14 protein-coding genes are annotated in these 15,238 nt (G+C 66.0%); 1 reads left to right on the top strand and 13 read right to left on the bottom strand.

Going from position 1 to position 15,238, the window contains the following annotated elements; all coding sequences use genetic code 11:
- Positions 1-250: 250 nt before the first annotated feature.
- The 13 genes from tsaD to OLSU_RS00820 all read right to left on the bottom strand — a co-directional run bounded on the left by tsaD (position 251) and on the right by OLSU_RS00820 (position 14,601).
- On the bottom strand, positions 251-2,719 hold the full coding sequence (gene tsaD / locus OLSU_RS00880; protein ID WP_013251053.1) for a tRNA (adenosine(37)-N6)-threonylcarbamoyltransferase complex transferase subunit TsaD: 2,469 nt from the start codon (positions 2,717-2,719) through the stop codon (positions 251-253).
- Positions 2,720-2,842: 123 nt separating this feature from the next.
- Positions 2,843-3,361 (bottom strand): tRNA (adenosine(37)-N6)-threonylcarbamoyltransferase complex ATPase subunit type 1 TsaE, encoded by a 519-nt coding sequence (gene tsaE / locus OLSU_RS00875; protein ID WP_013251052.1) that lies wholly within the window; start codon positions 3,359-3,361, stop codon positions 2,843-2,845.
- A 2-nt stretch (positions 3,362-3,363) separates the two neighbouring features.
- On the bottom strand, positions 3,364-3,975 hold the full coding sequence (locus OLSU_RS00870; RefSeq protein WP_013251051.1) for a uracil-DNA glycosylase: 612 nt from the start codon (positions 3,973-3,975) through the stop codon (positions 3,364-3,366).
- Between the two features lie 9 nt (positions 3,976-3,984).
- Positions 3,985-5,145 carry an alanine racemase gene (gene alr, locus OLSU_RS00865; RefSeq protein ID WP_013251050.1) on the bottom strand — a complete coding sequence of 387 codons (1,161 nt, stop codon included), beginning with the start codon at positions 5,143-5,145 and terminating at the stop codon, positions 3,985-3,987.
- Positions 5,146-5,166: 21 nt separating this feature from the next.
- Positions 5,167-6,780, bottom strand: a complete 1,614-nt coding sequence (locus tag OLSU_RS00860; protein ID WP_013251049.1) for a bifunctional ADP-dependent NAD(P)H-hydrate dehydratase/NAD(P)H-hydrate epimerase — start codon at positions 6,778-6,780, stop codon at positions 5,167-5,169.
- Positions 6,781-6,786: 6 nt separating this feature from the next.
- The gene (acpS, locus tag OLSU_RS00855; RefSeq protein WP_013251048.1) at positions 6,787-7,356 is read right to left on the bottom strand and encodes a holo-ACP synthase; all 570 of its coding nucleotides are present in this window, start codon (positions 7,354-7,356) and stop codon (positions 6,787-6,789) included.
- Between the two features lie 4 nt (positions 7,357-7,360).
- Complete coding sequence (gene glmS, locus OLSU_RS00850) at positions 7,361-9,208, bottom strand: glutamine--fructose-6-phosphate transaminase (isomerizing) (protein WP_013251047.1); 1,848 nt, start codon at positions 9,206-9,208, stop codon at positions 7,361-7,363.
- A 95-nt stretch (positions 9,209-9,303) separates the two neighbouring features.
- Positions 9,304-10,641: a phosphoglucosamine mutase gene (gene glmM, locus OLSU_RS00845; protein WP_013251046.1), complete on the bottom strand. Its 1,338-nt coding sequence runs from the start codon at positions 10,639-10,641 to the stop codon at positions 9,304-9,306.
- A 346-nt stretch (positions 10,642-10,987) separates the two neighbouring features.
- Positions 10,988-11,383, bottom strand: a complete 396-nt coding sequence (gene rpsI / locus OLSU_RS00840) for a 30S ribosomal protein S9 (RefSeq protein ID WP_013251045.1) — start codon at positions 11,381-11,383, stop codon at positions 10,988-10,990.
- Positions 11,384-11,387: 4 nt separating this feature from the next.
- Positions 11,388-11,828 carry a 50S ribosomal protein L13 gene (gene rplM, locus OLSU_RS00835; RefSeq protein ID WP_013251044.1) on the bottom strand — a complete coding sequence of 147 codons (441 nt, stop codon included), beginning with the start codon at positions 11,826-11,828 and terminating at the stop codon, positions 11,388-11,390.
- A gap of 253 nt (positions 11,829-12,081) precedes the next feature.
- Positions 12,082-12,978, bottom strand: coding sequence for a patatin-like phospholipase family protein (locus OLSU_RS00830; RefSeq protein ID WP_013251043.1), 897 nt, complete (start codon positions 12,976-12,978; stop codon positions 12,082-12,084).
- A 91-nt stretch (positions 12,979-13,069) separates the two neighbouring features.
- Positions 13,070-13,867: a nucleotidyltransferase domain-containing protein gene (locus OLSU_RS00825; RefSeq protein WP_013251042.1), complete on the bottom strand. Its 798-nt coding sequence runs from the start codon at positions 13,865-13,867 to the stop codon at positions 13,070-13,072.
- 137 nt (positions 13,868-14,004) lie between these two features.
- Positions 14,005-14,601 (bottom strand): helix-turn-helix domain-containing protein, encoded by a 597-nt coding sequence (locus OLSU_RS00820; RefSeq protein WP_013251041.1) that lies wholly within the window; start codon positions 14,599-14,601, stop codon positions 14,005-14,007.
- Between the two features lie 304 nt (positions 14,602-14,905).
- On the opposite strand from OLSU_RS00820, the gene OLSU_RS00815 reads away from it, so the two are divergent.
- On the top strand, positions 14,906-15,124 hold the full coding sequence (locus OLSU_RS00815) for a tyrosine-type recombinase/integrase (protein WP_081439213.1): 219 nt from the start codon (positions 14,906-14,908) through the stop codon (positions 15,122-15,124).
- The last annotated feature ends 114 nt before the right edge of the window (positions 15,125-15,238 follow it).

The raw sequence follows: 15,238 nt of genomic DNA, 5'->3' as shown, positions 1-15,238 counted from the left end.
GCGGACGCTAGCCCCCATGGCCTCCTCTCTGGAAACAGCTACGTAACAGCCTGTCTTTTTGGGAGACCAACCCCTGGCAGCCGCAAAACCCTTACCCCATGACGGGGTGACCGTCATACCAGGTGATCTGGGGATGCTTCACATAGCCGGGGTCGCCAACCTTTCGCGTTGCGTCCAGCCAGATTTGATTGATGCCGTCTGGCCCCAGCACATCTGTGGCACCAGCCATGGCACGTGGTAACGCCGTGCCTTACTTTGACGGCCATCCCTCGCCGACCACAGGCGGCTCGGACGAGCTCCAGCAGCCCAGCTTGGCGTTGGGGTCCGCGTCTTGGGTGAGCGGCGCGAGCACTCCGGCCCTCCAGTTGCGCAGCGCCGCCACGGCAATCATGGCCCCATTGTCTCCGCAGACCACCAGGGGAGGTACCGTGACGCGCACGCCTCGACGGCCGAACTCCCTGCGATACGCAGCACGAAGCTCAGGATTGGCAGCCACGCCACCGCCCACGCAGAAGTCGCTGACGCCCGTCTCGTCCACGGCCGTCAGGGCCTTGGACACCTGGACGTCGATGACCGCCGCTTCGAAGGAGGCAGCCAGGTCGGGCAGGTCGATGGGACGACCGGCCCTGCTCTCCCCCTCGATGTAGGTGATGACTGCGGTCTTCAGGCCCGAGAGCGAGAAGCGGTAGTCATGGCTGTGCATCATGGCGCGCGGGAAGTGGACGGCCCCCTTGTTGCCCTGCGCCGCAAGCCGACTGATCACGGGCCCGCCGGGGTAGCCCAGGCCCAGGGCCTTGGCCACCTTGTCGAAGGCCTCGCCCACGGCATCGTCGATCGTGGCACCCATGACCTGATAGTCGCCCCAGTCGCGCACATGGACGAGCATGGTGTTGCCGCCCGAGACGAGGCTGGCCACGAAGGGCGGCCTCAGGTCGGGCGTCTCGAAGAGGTTGGCGAGCAGGTGCCCCTCGAGGTGGTTCACCGCCAAGAGGGGCAGCCCGGCGGCGGCACAGAGCCCCTTCGCGAAGGCCACGCCCACGACCAAGGCGCCCACGAGGCCGGGGCCTGCCGTGACGCCCACAGCCGCCAGGTCTGCCGGCACGAGGGCGTCACAGCCAAAGTGCGCCCCCGCTTGGGCCATAACCTCCTCGAACACGCCGACAATGGCCTCTACGTGCTTGCGCGAGGCTATCTCGGGCACGACGCCACCGAAGCGGGCGTGGAAGTCGATGGAGGTGGCCACTACGTTGGCGCAGATCACGCCATGCGAGTCGATGACCGCCATGGCCGTCTCGTCACAGGAGGACTCGATGGCCAGGATGAGGTCCCCCGCCGCGTCGAGGGACGCGCGGGCCTCGACGCTGCGCGGGCCCGCCACGATAGGCCACGGGCGAATGGACGCGGCTGGCTCGATGCGTTCGGGCGCATGCTCGGCATCTGCCGTGAGCGGCAGCGTCGCCTTGAGGATGAGGGCGTCATGGCCCGCCCCATAGTAGTCAGGACGGCGCCCCACCCCCTTGAAGCCAAGGGAGGCATAGGTCGCACGGCCAGCCTCGTTGCCCTCGTCCACCTCGAGCGAGGCGGTTCGTGCGCTCAGCACGTGGGCGTCGTAGGCGATGCGTGCGACGAGACGGCTCGCGATGCCCGCGCGACGGCGGTCGGGGGCCACCACGACGTCCGTGATCTCGAAGTCGTCTCCGGCCATCTGCCCTCCGGCGAAGCCGATGACCTGGCCTAGGTCGTGGGCGACCCACCAGGATCGTCCCGGCTGCTCGAGCTCCGCGGCAAAGAGGCGCTCGCCCCAGGGCGTGTGCGCAGTCCCCGCATACGCCCGCGCCTCGAGCGCGGCTACGGCAGGCAGGTCGTTCACGGACATGGGGCGGAGCTGCAGGTGGCGGTCGGCCAGGGCCTCGTCCACACCCGTCGCCTCGACCGAGGCAGGCGCCTGGATGCCCAGACGGCGGCGCTCGCTCTCCTCAGCGTCAGAGAGGCGCGTGTAGACGGGCAGCACCAGGGCCGGGTCCCCGTTTCCGCAGGACTCGGGATGCTCCGCCGCAGCGCGCAGGAGGGCTTCTCCTGTGGGGAACCAGAGTGACTCGTCCGCGAAGTTTGCGAAGCCAGCCGCCTCGAAGCGCTCGCGGTACTTCTTGAGGCCGTTGCCAGTGAGGACGAGCTCGTGACGGTCGACGCATGCGGACCATTCCTCGATGCAGGTGTCGGCCTTGATGACGGTCTCTATGTCGAACTGGCGCTCGCAGCCAACATCCGTCAGCAGGTAGATGCCCGGATAGACCTCTCCGCGCATGGCATCTGCGGCCACGGCGAGCTTGCCGCGGATGCCCGAGCGCCATGCGACCCACGCGGTCGCATCGAGGGTCGAGGCCCCCAGCAGCGGCTTGGACAAGCCGCAGGCCAGGCCCTTCGCCGTGGCGATGCCGATGCGGACGCCCGTGAACGATCCAGGGCCACGCCCCACGAGCACGTCGTCGAGGTCGGCCATCACGTGGCCAGAGCGCTCGACGCAGGCGTGCACGGTGCTTGCAATCTCGATGTTGGCCTGGCGGCGACACGGGTGGTCACCCGAGGAGAGGAGCTCGACGGCAAGGCCACCGCCCTCCTGGGGCACCAGGGTGCCAACGGCACAGGCGAGCATGTCCGTCGAGGTGTCGATCGCAAGCACGAGACGGGGTCGGCTGTTCTGGATGGGGCTGTCACTCATGGGATGTCTCTCCCTGTGGATGGGAACGGTTCGGATTGCATCGGCGACATGGGGTCCGGGCACCTGTCGGCCGGACGTGCATGCACGGCGCGGACGGCCATGCCGACGGACGCGGCGGCTAGGCTAGGCGTCCAGACGTGACCCGAGCGCGTCGATGATGCGTTCGGCGCGAGGACAGCGTGCCACAAGCGTCACGCGGCGCGGCGGCTCCTCGCCGGGGTCGGCCTCGTCGTCCAGGCGCGTCACGAACACGTCGAGGCGCTCCTCCCCGATGTCGTCGGAGAACTGCTCTCCCCACTCGATCACACAGGGACCGTCGGCGCCCAGCACGTCGAAGAGGCCCGTGTCCTCCAGTTGGGCGGCATCGTTCAGGCGATACAGATCGAAGTGGTAGAGCGGCATGGAGGAGCCCTCGTAGACCATCTCGATCGTGAAGGTGGGGCTCGTCACGTCGTCCGTGACGCCCAGGCCGCGGGCGATGCCCTTGGTGAGCTGCGTCTTGCCAGCCCCCAGGTCGCCCGTGAGCACCAGGACGTCGCCCGGCCCGAGGCAGCGGCCCAGCTCGCATCCAAGTTCGATGGTCGATGCCGTGTCGGGCGAGAGGAACGTGCCCCGCGCGTCTCGACGAAGCAAGCCTCCCATGCCTACGCCTCCCCCGCCGGATGTTCCCTGAGCCAGGCGCCCAGAAGCCTGAGGTCCTCCTCGAGCAGGGGTTGCCACTCGCTGTGGTAGATGCAGGCCGCAGGGTGGAACGTGGGTAGCACGACGAAGTGTCCCTGCTGGTGGAGCCTGCCACGCAGCGACATCACGCCTCGGTCCGTCTTGAGGACCCACTGCGACGCGAAGTTGCCCAGGCAGATGATGGCGTCGGGCCAGATGCTGCGAACCTGCTCGCGCAGGAAGGGCGAGCAGGCCTCGATCTCTGCCGGACGCGGGTTGCGGTTCGAGGGCGGACGGCACTTCACGACGTTGGCGATGTAGACCTCGTCGCGCGTGAGGCCGGCATTGCCCAGCAGGGCGTCGAGCTTCTTTCCCGCCGCCCCGACGAACGGCTCGCCCTGCAGGTCCTCGTTCTTGCCCGGCCCCTCGCCGATGATCATGACGCGGGCGTGGGGGTCGCCCACGCCGAAGACGAGGTTGCTCCTGGTCTGTCCCAGCTCGCAGAGCTGACAGTTGCCCATGAGAGAGCGGATCTCCTCGAGGGAGACCTCTCCAGGCCTCTGGTGGGTATGTCCGGGAATGTGCATGACGCCCATGGCTAGCCCCTATGTGAATATGCGGTCAAGACGCTGCGAGAAGTTACAGACGACCTCGTAGTTGATGGTGTCGCGACGATCCGCCATCTCATCCGCGCTGATCTCGTCGTCACCGTCGCGACCGATGAGCGTGACGACGTCGCCCCGCTCCACGGCCGTGGCGGGATGGTACGCGCGAATGTCGTTCACGTCCACGGCAAACATGAACTGGTCCATGCAGATGCGTCCGACCTGACGCGCGCGCATACCCCTCACGAGGACGTCCATGTTGTTGGAAAGGCTGCGGGAGAGGCCATCCGCGTAACCGACGGGCACGGTCGCGATCTGGATGTTGGGCTTGGGCACGCGGTAGGTGAAGCCATAGCCGACACCCTCCCCCACGGCGGGGTTCACGACGCGCGTCACGCGGGCGCGGACGCTCATGGCGGGCTCCAGCGCGATGCGGGGAGCCGTCGTCTCGGAGGGCTGCAGCCCATAGAGCCCGATGCCCACGCGGCACATGTCGAAGTGGTTCTCCGGATGCAGGACCGTGCCGGGCGTGTTGTCGCAGTGCACGAGCCCCACCTCGAGTCCCGCGCCCTCCAGGGCAGAGACGGCATCGGAGAAGCGCAGGGACTGCTGGCGGAAGTCCCAGTCACCGATGGCGTCCGCGGTGGCGAAGTGCGTGAAGCTGCCCGCGCACTCGAGCCCACGATGGAAGTCGATCATGCGACGGAACTCGACGACATCCTCGGGGAGCACGCCTATGCGGCTCATACCCGTGTCGATGGCCAGGTGGTAGCGACCCACCTTGCCCAGTGACACGGCCCTCTCGCCATAGGCGAGCGCGAAGCCGGAGGTGTAGACCGACGGCATGACGTCAAAGGCGAGAAGGTCATCGATCCCCTCGAGGGGACACTCGTTGAGCATGAGGATGGGTTGCGCGACGCCGCCCCTGCGCAACTCGACGCCCTCATCCACCGTGGCGACGGCAAACTGGCTGGCACCCGAGGACGCCATGGCCTTGGCGCACTCGACGGCACCATGCCCGTAGGCGTCCGCCTTCACGGCGCACATCATCTGCGTGCGTGGCTCCAGGAGCGCCTTGAAGGCACGCGTGTTCTTACGAATGGCGTTGAGGTCGACCTCGACCCAAGCCCAACGGTTCTTGGGATAGCTCACGTTTGGCATGCGACCGCCTCCCCCTGGCCCCTAGGCCTGCGATGCGGACTCGGGGAAGGCTATCTGCTCCTCAAGCGCATCCTCGGCGAGGCCGAGCGCATCGATGATGTCGCGGGCCATGGCCCCACGCGAGCCAAGGCGCTCTGCGGCGATGGAGCCCGCGTACCCGTGGACCTCGCATGCGAGCGCCGCCAGCAGCGGCAGGTCCTCGTTGCCCGTGTTGGAACGGGCAAGGAACGATGCCATGACGCCAGCGAGGACGTCACCGGAGCCGGCGGTCGCCAGGGACGCGGGGCCCGGCTTGGGTAGGATCGCCACATCCGTGCCGATGCAGGCGGTCGCAGAGCCCTTGGACACGACGGTGATCTCGCTCCCGCCATCGGACCAGACGATACGGCGTGCGGCCTCCATCGCCGACGTAAGCGAGGCGGGGGGCGTATCCTCGAGTCCCACGAGGCGTCCCAGCTCACGGCGGTGTGGCGTCAGGACGATGGGGGCGTTGCGACGCAGCAGCTCGGGGAAGTCGTCGAGACGGTTGGAGGTCAGGCGCGCCAGGCAGTTGAGGCCATCGGCATCGATGACCAGCGGGACCTCGGTGGCTATGAGCCGAGAGACGATGCCGGCCGTCCCGGAGCTCACCCGCATGCCTGGGCCCACGAGCGTCGCGGTGCGCTTCTGTGCCAGCTGGACCACCTGCTCGATGGAGCCCGTGGAGAAGGTGCCGTCCTCCTCCGCCGGAAGGGCGAGGACAGGTATCTCGAGCAGATGGGGCTGGATGATGGGAGCCACGGGAGCCGGCACCGCAAGCGTGACATAGCCCGCCCCAGCACGCGCGGCGGCGAGGGCCGCCATCACGGGCGCACCCGGGAACCTCAGGGAGCCACCGACGACCAGGACCGAGCCGCGCGTGAACTTGTCCACGGCGTTCGAGGGAGCCTGCAGCACGTCGGCATAGTCCTCGAGATCGGCTCGCCAGGCGACGGGATCCGCCTCGCGAACGAGGCGCTCGGTCTGCTCGGCCAGGGGCGCCACGACGATGGCACCGCAGGCATCTCGACCGCAGTCGCTCAGCAGACCCGGCTTCAGGGAGAGCATGGTGACCGTCATGTCCGCGATGACATGGGCCCCGTCCGCCAGTCCCGTCTGAGCGGACAGTCCCGAGGGCACGTCCACCGAGACGACACGGGCACCCGAGCCATTGACGCAGGCGATCCAGATATCGAACGGGGCACGCGGCCCGCCATGGAAGCCCGTGCCCAGCATGGCGTCGAGCACCACGTCAGAGGAGGCCAGCAACGCCTTGAGCTCGTCGCGTGGCGGAGCGACAAGGACGCTCACGCCGGACGCCTGCGCACTCCTGGCGACGACGCGGGCTAGGTCACTCTGGACCTCCTCGACCTCGACGGGCGTCACGACCGTGACGGTGAGGCCCCGCTTGCGAAGTGCCTCGGATGCGACCCAGCCGTCTCCCCCGTTGTTGCCCACGCCGCAGAGCACCGCGACCGTCTCGACGTCACCAATGCCGAGGACCTCGTTTGCGGCGGCAGCACCGGCACGATGCATCAACTCGGAGATGCTGACGCCCACCTCCGTCAGGCCACCTTCGACCCTTCTGACGTCCTCAACGTTGAGAACAGGCTGCATAGCACGTCACTCTCCCATCGCATCCCCCGACGCGGGTGCCGACGCCGTCTGCTCCTGGCTGGGGGTGTCACTGTCAAGGATATCCATTATGCCGTCCTGGAGCCGCTCGAGCTCGTCTATCACCGAGCGTGCCTCGCGAAACGAGGCCTGCATCTCTCTGGCGGGATCGGGCACGTCATCGACCTGCGGACGCACGTCCTGCGTGACGGCCACGGCATTGGCGACGGCGACCTCGCGCGTATGCGACAGGGAGAGCACGACCTCCTGGACCCCCTGGGCCTGCGCAAGCTCGGCCGCCCTGCGCATGAGGACGACACGGGGTCGCCCGTCGTCACCGCGCCCGACGGAGACGTCCTTCATGCCGATGCCATCCGAGAACCCCGTACCCAACGCCTTGAGGACCGCCTCGCGCGCAGCGAAGCGGGCGGCATAGTGCTCCGCCGGGCGGGCCGTCGTCTCGCAGTAGGCGCACTCCTCCTCGGTGAAGGTGCGCCGCAGGATGGAGGGATGCCGCTCCATCGCCCGGCGCATGCGCGCGATCTCGAGCATGTCCACGCCGATGCCCGCCCTCGCCACGGTGCTACTCCACGGTGACGGACTTGGCGAGGTTGCGCGGCTTGTCCACGTCGCAGCCACGGGCGCGGGCCACATAGCGGGCCAGGAGTTGCAGGTGGACGACGGCAAGGATCGGGGCCAGGCGCTCGTCGGGCGCAGCCGGGATCCACAGCACGTGTTCACAGAGGGAGGCCACCTGCTCGTCGCCGTCGGTTGCCACGGCGATGCAGGTAGCGCCGCGCGCAATGACCTCCTGGATGTTGGAGACCGTCTTGTCATGGACGTGATCTGCCGGCACGATGGCAACCACCGGGAAGCCCGGCTCCAGAAGGGCGATGGGCCCATGCTTCATCTCGCCAGCTGGGTAGGCCTCCGCATGGAGGTAGCTGACCTCCTTGAGCTTGAGCGCACCCTCGTAGGCCGTCGTCGAGTTGACGCCGCGCCCCAGAAAGAGGGCGGAGCGGGCGTTTCTGAAGAGGGATGCCGCGCGTTGATCCTGCCAGTCACGCTTGAGCACCTCGCGGATGAGGTCAGGCAGCTGCTTGAGGTCGTGGAAGTGACGCTCGACCTCCGCCTGATCCATCTGCCCCTTGGCCAGGGAGAGTCGCAGGGCCAAGAGCGCGCTTGCGACGATTTGCGCCGTGTAGGCCTTGGTAGAGCAGACGCAGATCTCGGGGCCAGCCTGCACATAGAGGGTGCCGTCCGACTCGCGCGCAGCCGTGGAGCCCAGCACATTGGTGATGGCAAAGACCTTGCAGCCCATGGCACGCATGCGACGCGCCGCCGTGAGCGTGTCGGCCGTCTCGCCGGACTGGGTGATGATCACGCAGAGCGTATGGGCAGTGACCAGGGGCTCCTTGTAGTTCAGCTCCGAGGCGTACTCGCAGAAGACGGGGATCTTAGCCCATTGCTCGACAAGCTCCCGGGCAATGAGCCCCACATGGTAGGAGGTGCCACAGGCAACCAGGTAGATACGGTCGATGGTGGCAAGCTCCTCATTGCTCATGCTCAGCTCGTCGAGGTTGATGCCGTGCTCGCCCAGGCGGTCCTTGAGCAGGCGCTCGATGGCCTCAGGCTGCTCGGAGATCTCCTTGGCCATGAAGTCCGGGTAGCCGCCGAGCGTTGCTGCAGAGGCGTCCCAGTCGATGTCGAAAGTGTCAGGGTGCTCGACTGGGTTACAGTCTGCATCAAAGACCTGCACCCCGCCGGAACCCTCGAGCAGGGCAAGCTGGCCGTCATCCAGGGTGATGACATGCGATGTGACCGAGGCGAGCGGCGTGACGTCGGAGGCGGCATAGGCTCCGTCCTCGGCGCTGGCCACGACAAGCGGCGCACCCTTGCGGGTGACGGCCACTTGGTCGGGCGCATCGGCACAGATGACGGCGATGGCGTAGGAGCCCGTGAGGCGCTCGGCGGCGTTGCTGAGGGCGCGCACGAGGTCGCCCCTTGCGGGACCCTTCCAAGCATCCTCGACAAGGTGGGCGATGACCTCGGAGTCAGAGTCGGAGACAAGCGTGTGACCGTTGCGCGCGAGATAGGAGCGCAGCTCGGCGTAGTTCTCGATGATGCCGTTGTGCACGATGGCGATGCGACCCGAGCAGTCCAGGTGCGGGTGAGCGTTGCGGTCGGAGGGGGCGCCATGGGTGGCCCAACGCGTATGCGCGATGCCCGTGGTACCCACGGGATTTGCCGTCTTGCAGCGATCGACGAGCGTCTGGACGCGGCCCGCGCACTTCACGCCGTGGAGGTTGCCCGACGGCGAGACGACCTCGATGCCCGCCGAGTCATAGCCTCGGTACTCAAGCGCCTGCAGGCCCTTGAGCAGGAACTCCTCTGCCTGGTTCTTGCCGGTGTATGCGACGATTCCGCACATGATGGGGCCTCCTGGTGTCATCGCTCCTGCCTCATGGTCTGGGCAATTCTACCAGCGATTCGCCAGGCGCCGACGTGGCCTCGCAAAAAGACACGCTATTGGCGGTAGGGCTCCAGCGCCTTGAGGACGATGTCGTTCGCCTGGGTGCAGAGGGCCTCCCGAGGAGTCTCGGCGAGTACGCGAACGAGGGGCTCAGTGCCGGAAGCGCGCACGAGGATGCGCCCGTTGCCCTCGAGGAGGGCCTCGGCCCTGCCGATGGCCTCCTTGACCTCGGGGGCGCTCATGGCAGCGTCCTTGTCGGCCACACGGACGTTCACGAGCTGCTGCGGGTAGAGCGTGACGGGGCGCGTCAGCTCGGAGAGGCGCTCCCTCTCGGCGCGGAGCACCTCCATGATGCGCAGGCTGGTCATGATGCCGTCGCCGGTCTTCTCGAGGTCGGCAAAGATGACGTGCCCCGACTGCTCGCCACCCAGCGTGTAGCCATGCTCCATCATGCACGCCCACACGTTCTTGTCACCCACCGCAGTCCTCTCGTAGGAGAGTCCCGCGTCATCGAAGGCCCTGAAGAGGCCGAAGTTGCTCATGACCGTGGGCACGACGGTGTTCTTGGCAAGCCGTCCGTGCTTTGCCAGGTAGGTACCGCAGACATAGAGGATGAGGTCGCCGTCGACGAGATGACCGCGTTCGTCCACCGCCAGACAGCGATCCGCGTCGCCGTCGTAAGCAAAGCCCACGTCCAAGCCATTGCGCACGACGAAGTCCTGCAGGCGCTCGATGTGGGTGGAACCACAGTCGACGTTGATGTTGAAGCCGTTGGGGGCATTGTTGATCACGTGGGTCTCGGCGCCCATAGCGTCGAACACCGGACGGGCGACCGAAGACGCCGCGCCGTTGGCACAGTCCAGGCCGACCTTGACGCCCTGCATCGAGAAGCCGCAGGAGGCGATCAGGTGGGCGATGTAGCGGTTACGCCCTTGCATGTAGTCGACGGTGCAGCCGATGGCGTCACCTGTTGCGAGCGGAACCTCCAGCTTGCCGTCGATGTAGTCCTCGATCTTCTCGAGGACGTCCTCGTCCATCTTGTAGCCCTCGGTGTTTACGAGCTTGATCCCGTTGTCGGAATAGGGGTTGTGCGAGGCCGTGATCATGATGCCGCAATCGAAGCCTCCGTCGGCCGTCTCGAAGGCAAGGCCCGGAGTGGGGATGACGTGAAGCGTGTAGGCGTCCGCTCCCGAGGCCACGAGACCCGAGACCAGCGCGCTCTCGAACATGTAGCTGGAGCGACGCGTGTCCTTGCCCAGGATGACGCGGGCCTTGCGGCCCCGGCGCGCGCCGTAGTACCAACCCACATAGCGCCCTATCTTGAAGGCGTGGTCAACGTTGAGCCCCTCGTTGGCACGGCCGCGAAAGCCATCGGTTCCAAAGTACTTCATGAGAGGTCCTTCCAGTCTGTGTCTGGGTCGTCAGGCGCGGTCGCCTGCCGGACAAGGTCGGCGACGAGGGCGCGGTCGGCTAGATTCTAGCAGGCGGCGAAACCCGACAGGAGGCAGCAGAGTCCGGCGGCAGGCGGCGAGGCGAGGGGAGCAGCCTGTTTTTCTTCCTCTTGTCAGGCACGGACCTTACAGCTCCCTTCTATGAAATCTAACAAGAAGGGGCCACCGAAGTGGCCCCGAACATGCCGTAAGGCTACGAGCGAGCGACAAGGGCGTCATCAGGCTGCCAGCCTGCAGGGCCCGCGTCCCAAGGCACCAGAGGTGCCAGGACGTCCGGTCCAGGGCCCTAGCGCTTGGAGAACTGCGGACGCTTGCGAGCCTTCTTCAGGCCGTACTTCTTGCGCTCGACGGCACGGGCGTCACGGGTGAGGAAACCAGCCTTCTTGAGATCGGCACGGTACTCGCCAGCCTCCAGAAGCGCGCGGGCGATGCCCAGGCGGAGTGCCCCGGACTGGCCGTTGATGCCGCCGCCATCGCAGTTGGCGAGGACGTCAAAGCGATCCACCGTGTCGGTGACGCGGAACGGGGCGACTGCGTTGTCAACGAGCTGCTGACGGCCAAAGTAGGAGAGGGCGTCGCGGCCATTGACGGTGACCTTGCCGGTGCCGGGGACCAGTCGCACGCGCGCGGTGGCCTCCTTGCGACGGCCGGTGCCGGTGTAAACAGCGGTGTTGTCAGCCATCGGTCTAAGCCTCCAGATCAATCTTGACGGGGTTCTGAGCGGCATGCGGGTGCTCGGGACCAGCGTAAACCTTGAGCTTGGTTCCCTGTTTGCGGCCGAGGGTCGTCTTGGGGAGCATGCCCTTGATGGCGTGCTCGACGACACGCTCGGGATGCTTCTCCATGGCCTCCTTGAAGGACTCGGTCTTGAGGCCACCAAGCCAGCCGGAGTAGCGCCAGTAGGACTTGTGGTCTGCCTTGACGCCGGTAAGCTGGACCTTATCGGCGTTGATGACGACCACGAAGTCACCGGTGTCGGTGTTGGGGGTGTACTGGGGCTTGTTCTTGCCACGAAGAATCATGGCGGCCCTGGTCGCAAGGCGACCAAGGGTGGCACCATCGGCGTCGATGAGCACCCAGCTGCGCTCGACCTCGCCTGGCTTGGCGTAATGAGTCGACTTAGTCACTTGACTCCTCCATGTGCTACTAAACGAAACGCTTTTTCCTTTGAGGTTACGGGGCTCAGTGGAAAAGCCTTCCGAGTATACAACGGTTTTGCCGGGGTGGAGAAAAAGCCCCGTCACATCACAGGTCATACACGAGAGCCATCGGCTTGGCATACGCCGTCGGGGCACGTCCCGAGGAGATTCGCCCCGACTCTGCCGGCGCCGGAGTGCCAAAGCGCTCGCCCCATGCCGCACACGCAACTGCCGAGCAGGGCTATCCCTCGCCAAGGAAGGAGGCGATCTCCTGCAGGCGATCGGCAGCCTGCCGACGTCCCTGCAGATACAGGTCCAGCAGCTCGCCGCCATCGCCGCCATTCGTGGAGACCTCAACCGGCTTCTCGGGGGCAATCACGAGCACAGGGCTCTCGTCAGCACGCTCGAGGTCAAAGAGGCGCTCGCGCTTGGCGTTATAGCTCTCGGCACGGCCCAGCAGCGCGTCGATGTAGTAGGGGTAGCCATCGTAGCGGTGGGAACGCACGGACAGCTGCTCGTCTGCGCCGCTCTTCTCGTATGAGCGGTCCTGTGTCAGCACGACGAGGGCCCGCCTCGCCGGGACGTGTCCCTCGATCTCGCATGGCGCGCCGATGCCCAGGGCCACCTCGAAGGGGATGGAATCGGTGGTGCCGCCGTCGAGATAGCGATGGCCGTCGATGTCCACCATGCGCGAGACAAGTGGCATGGACGCCGACGCCCGGACGTTGGCGACATCTTCCGGGAAGCGACGGCACGGCAGGTAGGCTGGGGTGCCGAAGACGACATCCGATACCACGGCGAACATCCGGGTCTCGTTGGCATTGAAGGTCGCGTCGTCGCTGGGGTCGAGGTTGTTCTGGATCTCCTCGTACATGAACTCGCCACCGGCGAGGTCTCCCGTGGTGGCCAGCGACCAGAGGCTCATGAAGCGGCGGTCATCACGGAAGGCCAGCATGATGCGCATGGTGCGACCGATCTGATGGCTCATGAAGCTTGCCGCGTTGATGGCCCCCGCCGAGACGCCCCAGACGCTGGCGAAATCGTACATGCCCTGTTCCTGGAGGACGTCCAGGACGCCCGCCGTGAACATGCCCCGAAAGCCGCCACCCTCAAGCACCAGAGCATTTCCCTGGGTCATCGCTGCCTCCCGCTGTCCCGACTGCCGAATGGGATGATTATCCCCCAGCAGCGGGGACCGCACCATGCCGAAAGAGGCGGGTATGGACTCCTTACACCTCATAACCTGCGGCGAGAAGGCACGACGAGAGGTTGCCCACGAGCCTGCCGACATCGCCCTCAACCGCAGCGGGACTGCTGAACAGGTCCTGGTATAGGGCCTTGACGTCCCTTTCGAACCCATCCGGCAGGACATCCGCTCCCTCCAGGGCCTTGGCGACCAACCTCTTCTCCCCAGGATGCGTCATGCCGTTCAGGGCGAAGATGACATCGAAGTACGACTCCATGAGGGCTGCTGTCCGGTGGTTGACGCTGACAAGGTCACCCCTGCGGACGGCCTTCAGGATCTGACTGTCATAGGAGGGGAGGTTTCCCGTGAGCAGCCGCATGTTCCGAGAGATGATGTTTCGCCTCAGTCGCTCGGGATACCTTACGGAGTAGCGCTCCTGGAGCCGACCATAGTCACCCGCACGATCGAAGATCACGCGGCTGTTCAACAGGTTGTGCCACATGCAGGTCGTATAGCCGTTGCGTGCGACGCAGTCGTCGACCACCGATGAGAGCTCACGCGCGAACGCGCCGAGGTCACGGTAGAGGATGTCGATGTCGACGCCATCCTTTAAGGTGCAGTCGTCCTCCAGCTCCCAGAAGCTATTGGAGAGCTCCATGTATGCGCAGCACTCGCCCAGCAATGCCTTTCGGGCCTCCTCTGAAGGTATGGGCGCGCAGTAGACATAGAGGTCGTAGTCCGAGGTCTCGTCGTAGCACTCCCCCGCACGCGACCCGCCCAGGGCGATCGCCTCGACCTCTGGGAGTCTGGAGAGCGAGCTACATAGGTCATCAAAATACATACAGTCGCTCCTTGTCGTCACTCATCTGCCTTGGCATCGTCGTTCATTAGTGCTCGAGCGCGAGTGCGGGGCCTTGCGCGTCGTACATGGGCACTCCTTGCTGATTGGACTTCTCGACAGCGTATCTCCTGTGACACTTATGGCAGGGCCGAAACGAACATCCCTGCCACCCTGCCCGCGACCACGCCTATGACAACGCCAGCCGCCGCCCCCACGAGCACACGCACGACGATGCTCGCGACCTTGCCCATCTTGCTGCGGGCGTCGCGTATCTCGTCCACGCCCTCGCCGCGCGAGAAGGCCAGGACCTCGCGGAACGTCTGCACGTCATGGCCCTCCTTGTCACGCTCCAGGCGCGTGCTCAGGAAGATCGCCGCACCAAAGGCCATCAGCGACACGACCACGAAGAGCCAGTCCAGACGGGCCAGCGAGAAGGACAGCCCCACGCAGCCCGCCACCAGCAGCACGGCGAACAGCCAGCCGTCCTCGCGCAGGCGCCTGCGATCCTCCTCCGAGACCCTCTTGCCCATCTCCATGATGTCCCCCTTCAACAGCGCATCTGCCGACACGTCGAAGAGGTCGCAGGCCAGGGACACGCTCTCCACGTCGGGATAGGACTTACCCGTCTCCCAGTTGGAGATGGTCTGCCGGCTCACATAGAGCCTCTCGGCCAGCTCGTCCTGCGTGAGGCCCGCCCCCTGGCGAAGCGCCCGCATCCTCTGCCCTATCTCCATGCGACCCCTCCTTGGACTCCTTGGGGACACGGTACGGCCGTGCGGGGCGATTGTCCATCAAATAGGGGCGACAGAGGGCCCGCCCCCATGTCAAAAGTGCTTGACGTGGATCCTGAACTGAGGTTTTATAGCTTTGGCCTTGCAACGGCGTCAGACGGCGAAGTCGGGTGAAAGGTCACAGCGGCTCGTACGCTCACGGCATGGTCAGCACGCTTCGGCGATTGGCCCGCCAACCTCTTTGACGACCATATCGAAAGCGCCCAGTCGTGTACGGCGATTTGGATGCTGCTGCTCACTCCTTATTATGCGCTGGTGCGACGAGGAGGGGCGCGAGGTGCCGCACGTGACGGTCGAGAACTGCCGACACAGCTTCGCGACGTCCTACCTCCACGCGGGCGGGCGCGTGGAGGACCTCTCCCGCATCCTGGGGCACTCGGACATCATCACCACTTACCGGCGCTATGTCCGTCCTGACGGGAGCGACACGGCACGCGGGATGGCGGTCGTGGTGCCGAGGGTCTAGGCGGCGCTCATTGCCTATCCATTGGCTAACGCCATGACAGCCTACGTGAGGATATGCGACGTTATGAGCGTAGCTCAGCAGCATTCGCGGCAAAGGAAAAGCCCCCACCTGCAC

The sequence above is a fragment of the Olsenella uli DSM 7084 genome (assembly GCF_000143845.1).
Classification (GTDB): Bacteria; Actinomycetota; Coriobacteriia; order Coriobacteriales; family Atopobiaceae; genus Olsenella; species Olsenella uli.
Note: the sequence above shows the minus strand (reverse complement) of the source record. Positions and strands in the feature narration are given on the sequence as shown.

Bases quoted from the DNA above. Each gene is read 5' to 3' on its own strand.
- OLSU_RS00825 (WP_013251042.1), bottom strand. From the start codon at position 13,867: ATGTATTTTGATGACCTATGTAGCTCGCTCTCCAGACTCCCAGAGGTC.
- glmS (WP_013251047.1), bottom strand. From the start codon at position 9,208: ATGTGCGGAATCGTCGCATACACCGGCAAGAACCAGGCAGAGGAGTTC.
- tsaE (WP_013251052.1), bottom strand. From the start codon at position 3,361: ATGGGAGGCTTGCTTCGTCGAGACGCGCGGGGCACGTTCCTCTCGCCC.
- OLSU_RS00815 (WP_081439213.1), top strand. From the start codon at position 14,906: ATGCGCTGGTGCGACGAGGAGGGGCGCGAGGTGCCGCACGTGACGGTC.
- alr (WP_013251050.1), bottom strand. From the start codon at position 5,145: ATGCCAAACGTGAGCTATCCCAAGAACCGTTGGGCTTGGGTCGAGGTC.
- OLSU_RS00870 (WP_013251051.1), bottom strand. From the start codon at position 3,975: ATGGGCGTCATGCACATTCCCGGACATACCCACCAGAGGCCTGGAGAG.
- glmM (WP_013251046.1), bottom strand. From the start codon at position 10,641: ATGAAGTACTTTGGAACCGATGGCTTTCGCGGCCGTGCCAACGAGGGG.
- tsaD (WP_013251053.1), bottom strand. From the start codon at position 2,719: ATGAGTGACAGCCCCATCCAGAACAGCCGACCCCGTCTCGTGCTTGCG.
- OLSU_RS00860 (WP_013251049.1), bottom strand. From the start codon at position 6,780: ATGCAGCCTGTTCTCAACGTTGAGGACGTCAGAAGGGTCGAAGGTGGC.
- rpsI (WP_013251045.1), bottom strand. From the start codon at position 11,383: ATGGCTGACAACACCGCTGTTTACACCGGCACCGGCCGTCGCAAGGAG.
- OLSU_RS00830 (WP_013251043.1), bottom strand. From the start codon at position 12,978: ATGACCCAGGGAAATGCTCTGGTGCTTGAGGGTGGCGGCTTTCGGGGC.
- OLSU_RS00820 (WP_013251041.1), bottom strand. From the start codon at position 14,601: ATGGAGATAGGGCAGAGGATGCGGGCGCTTCGCCAGGGGGCGGGCCTC.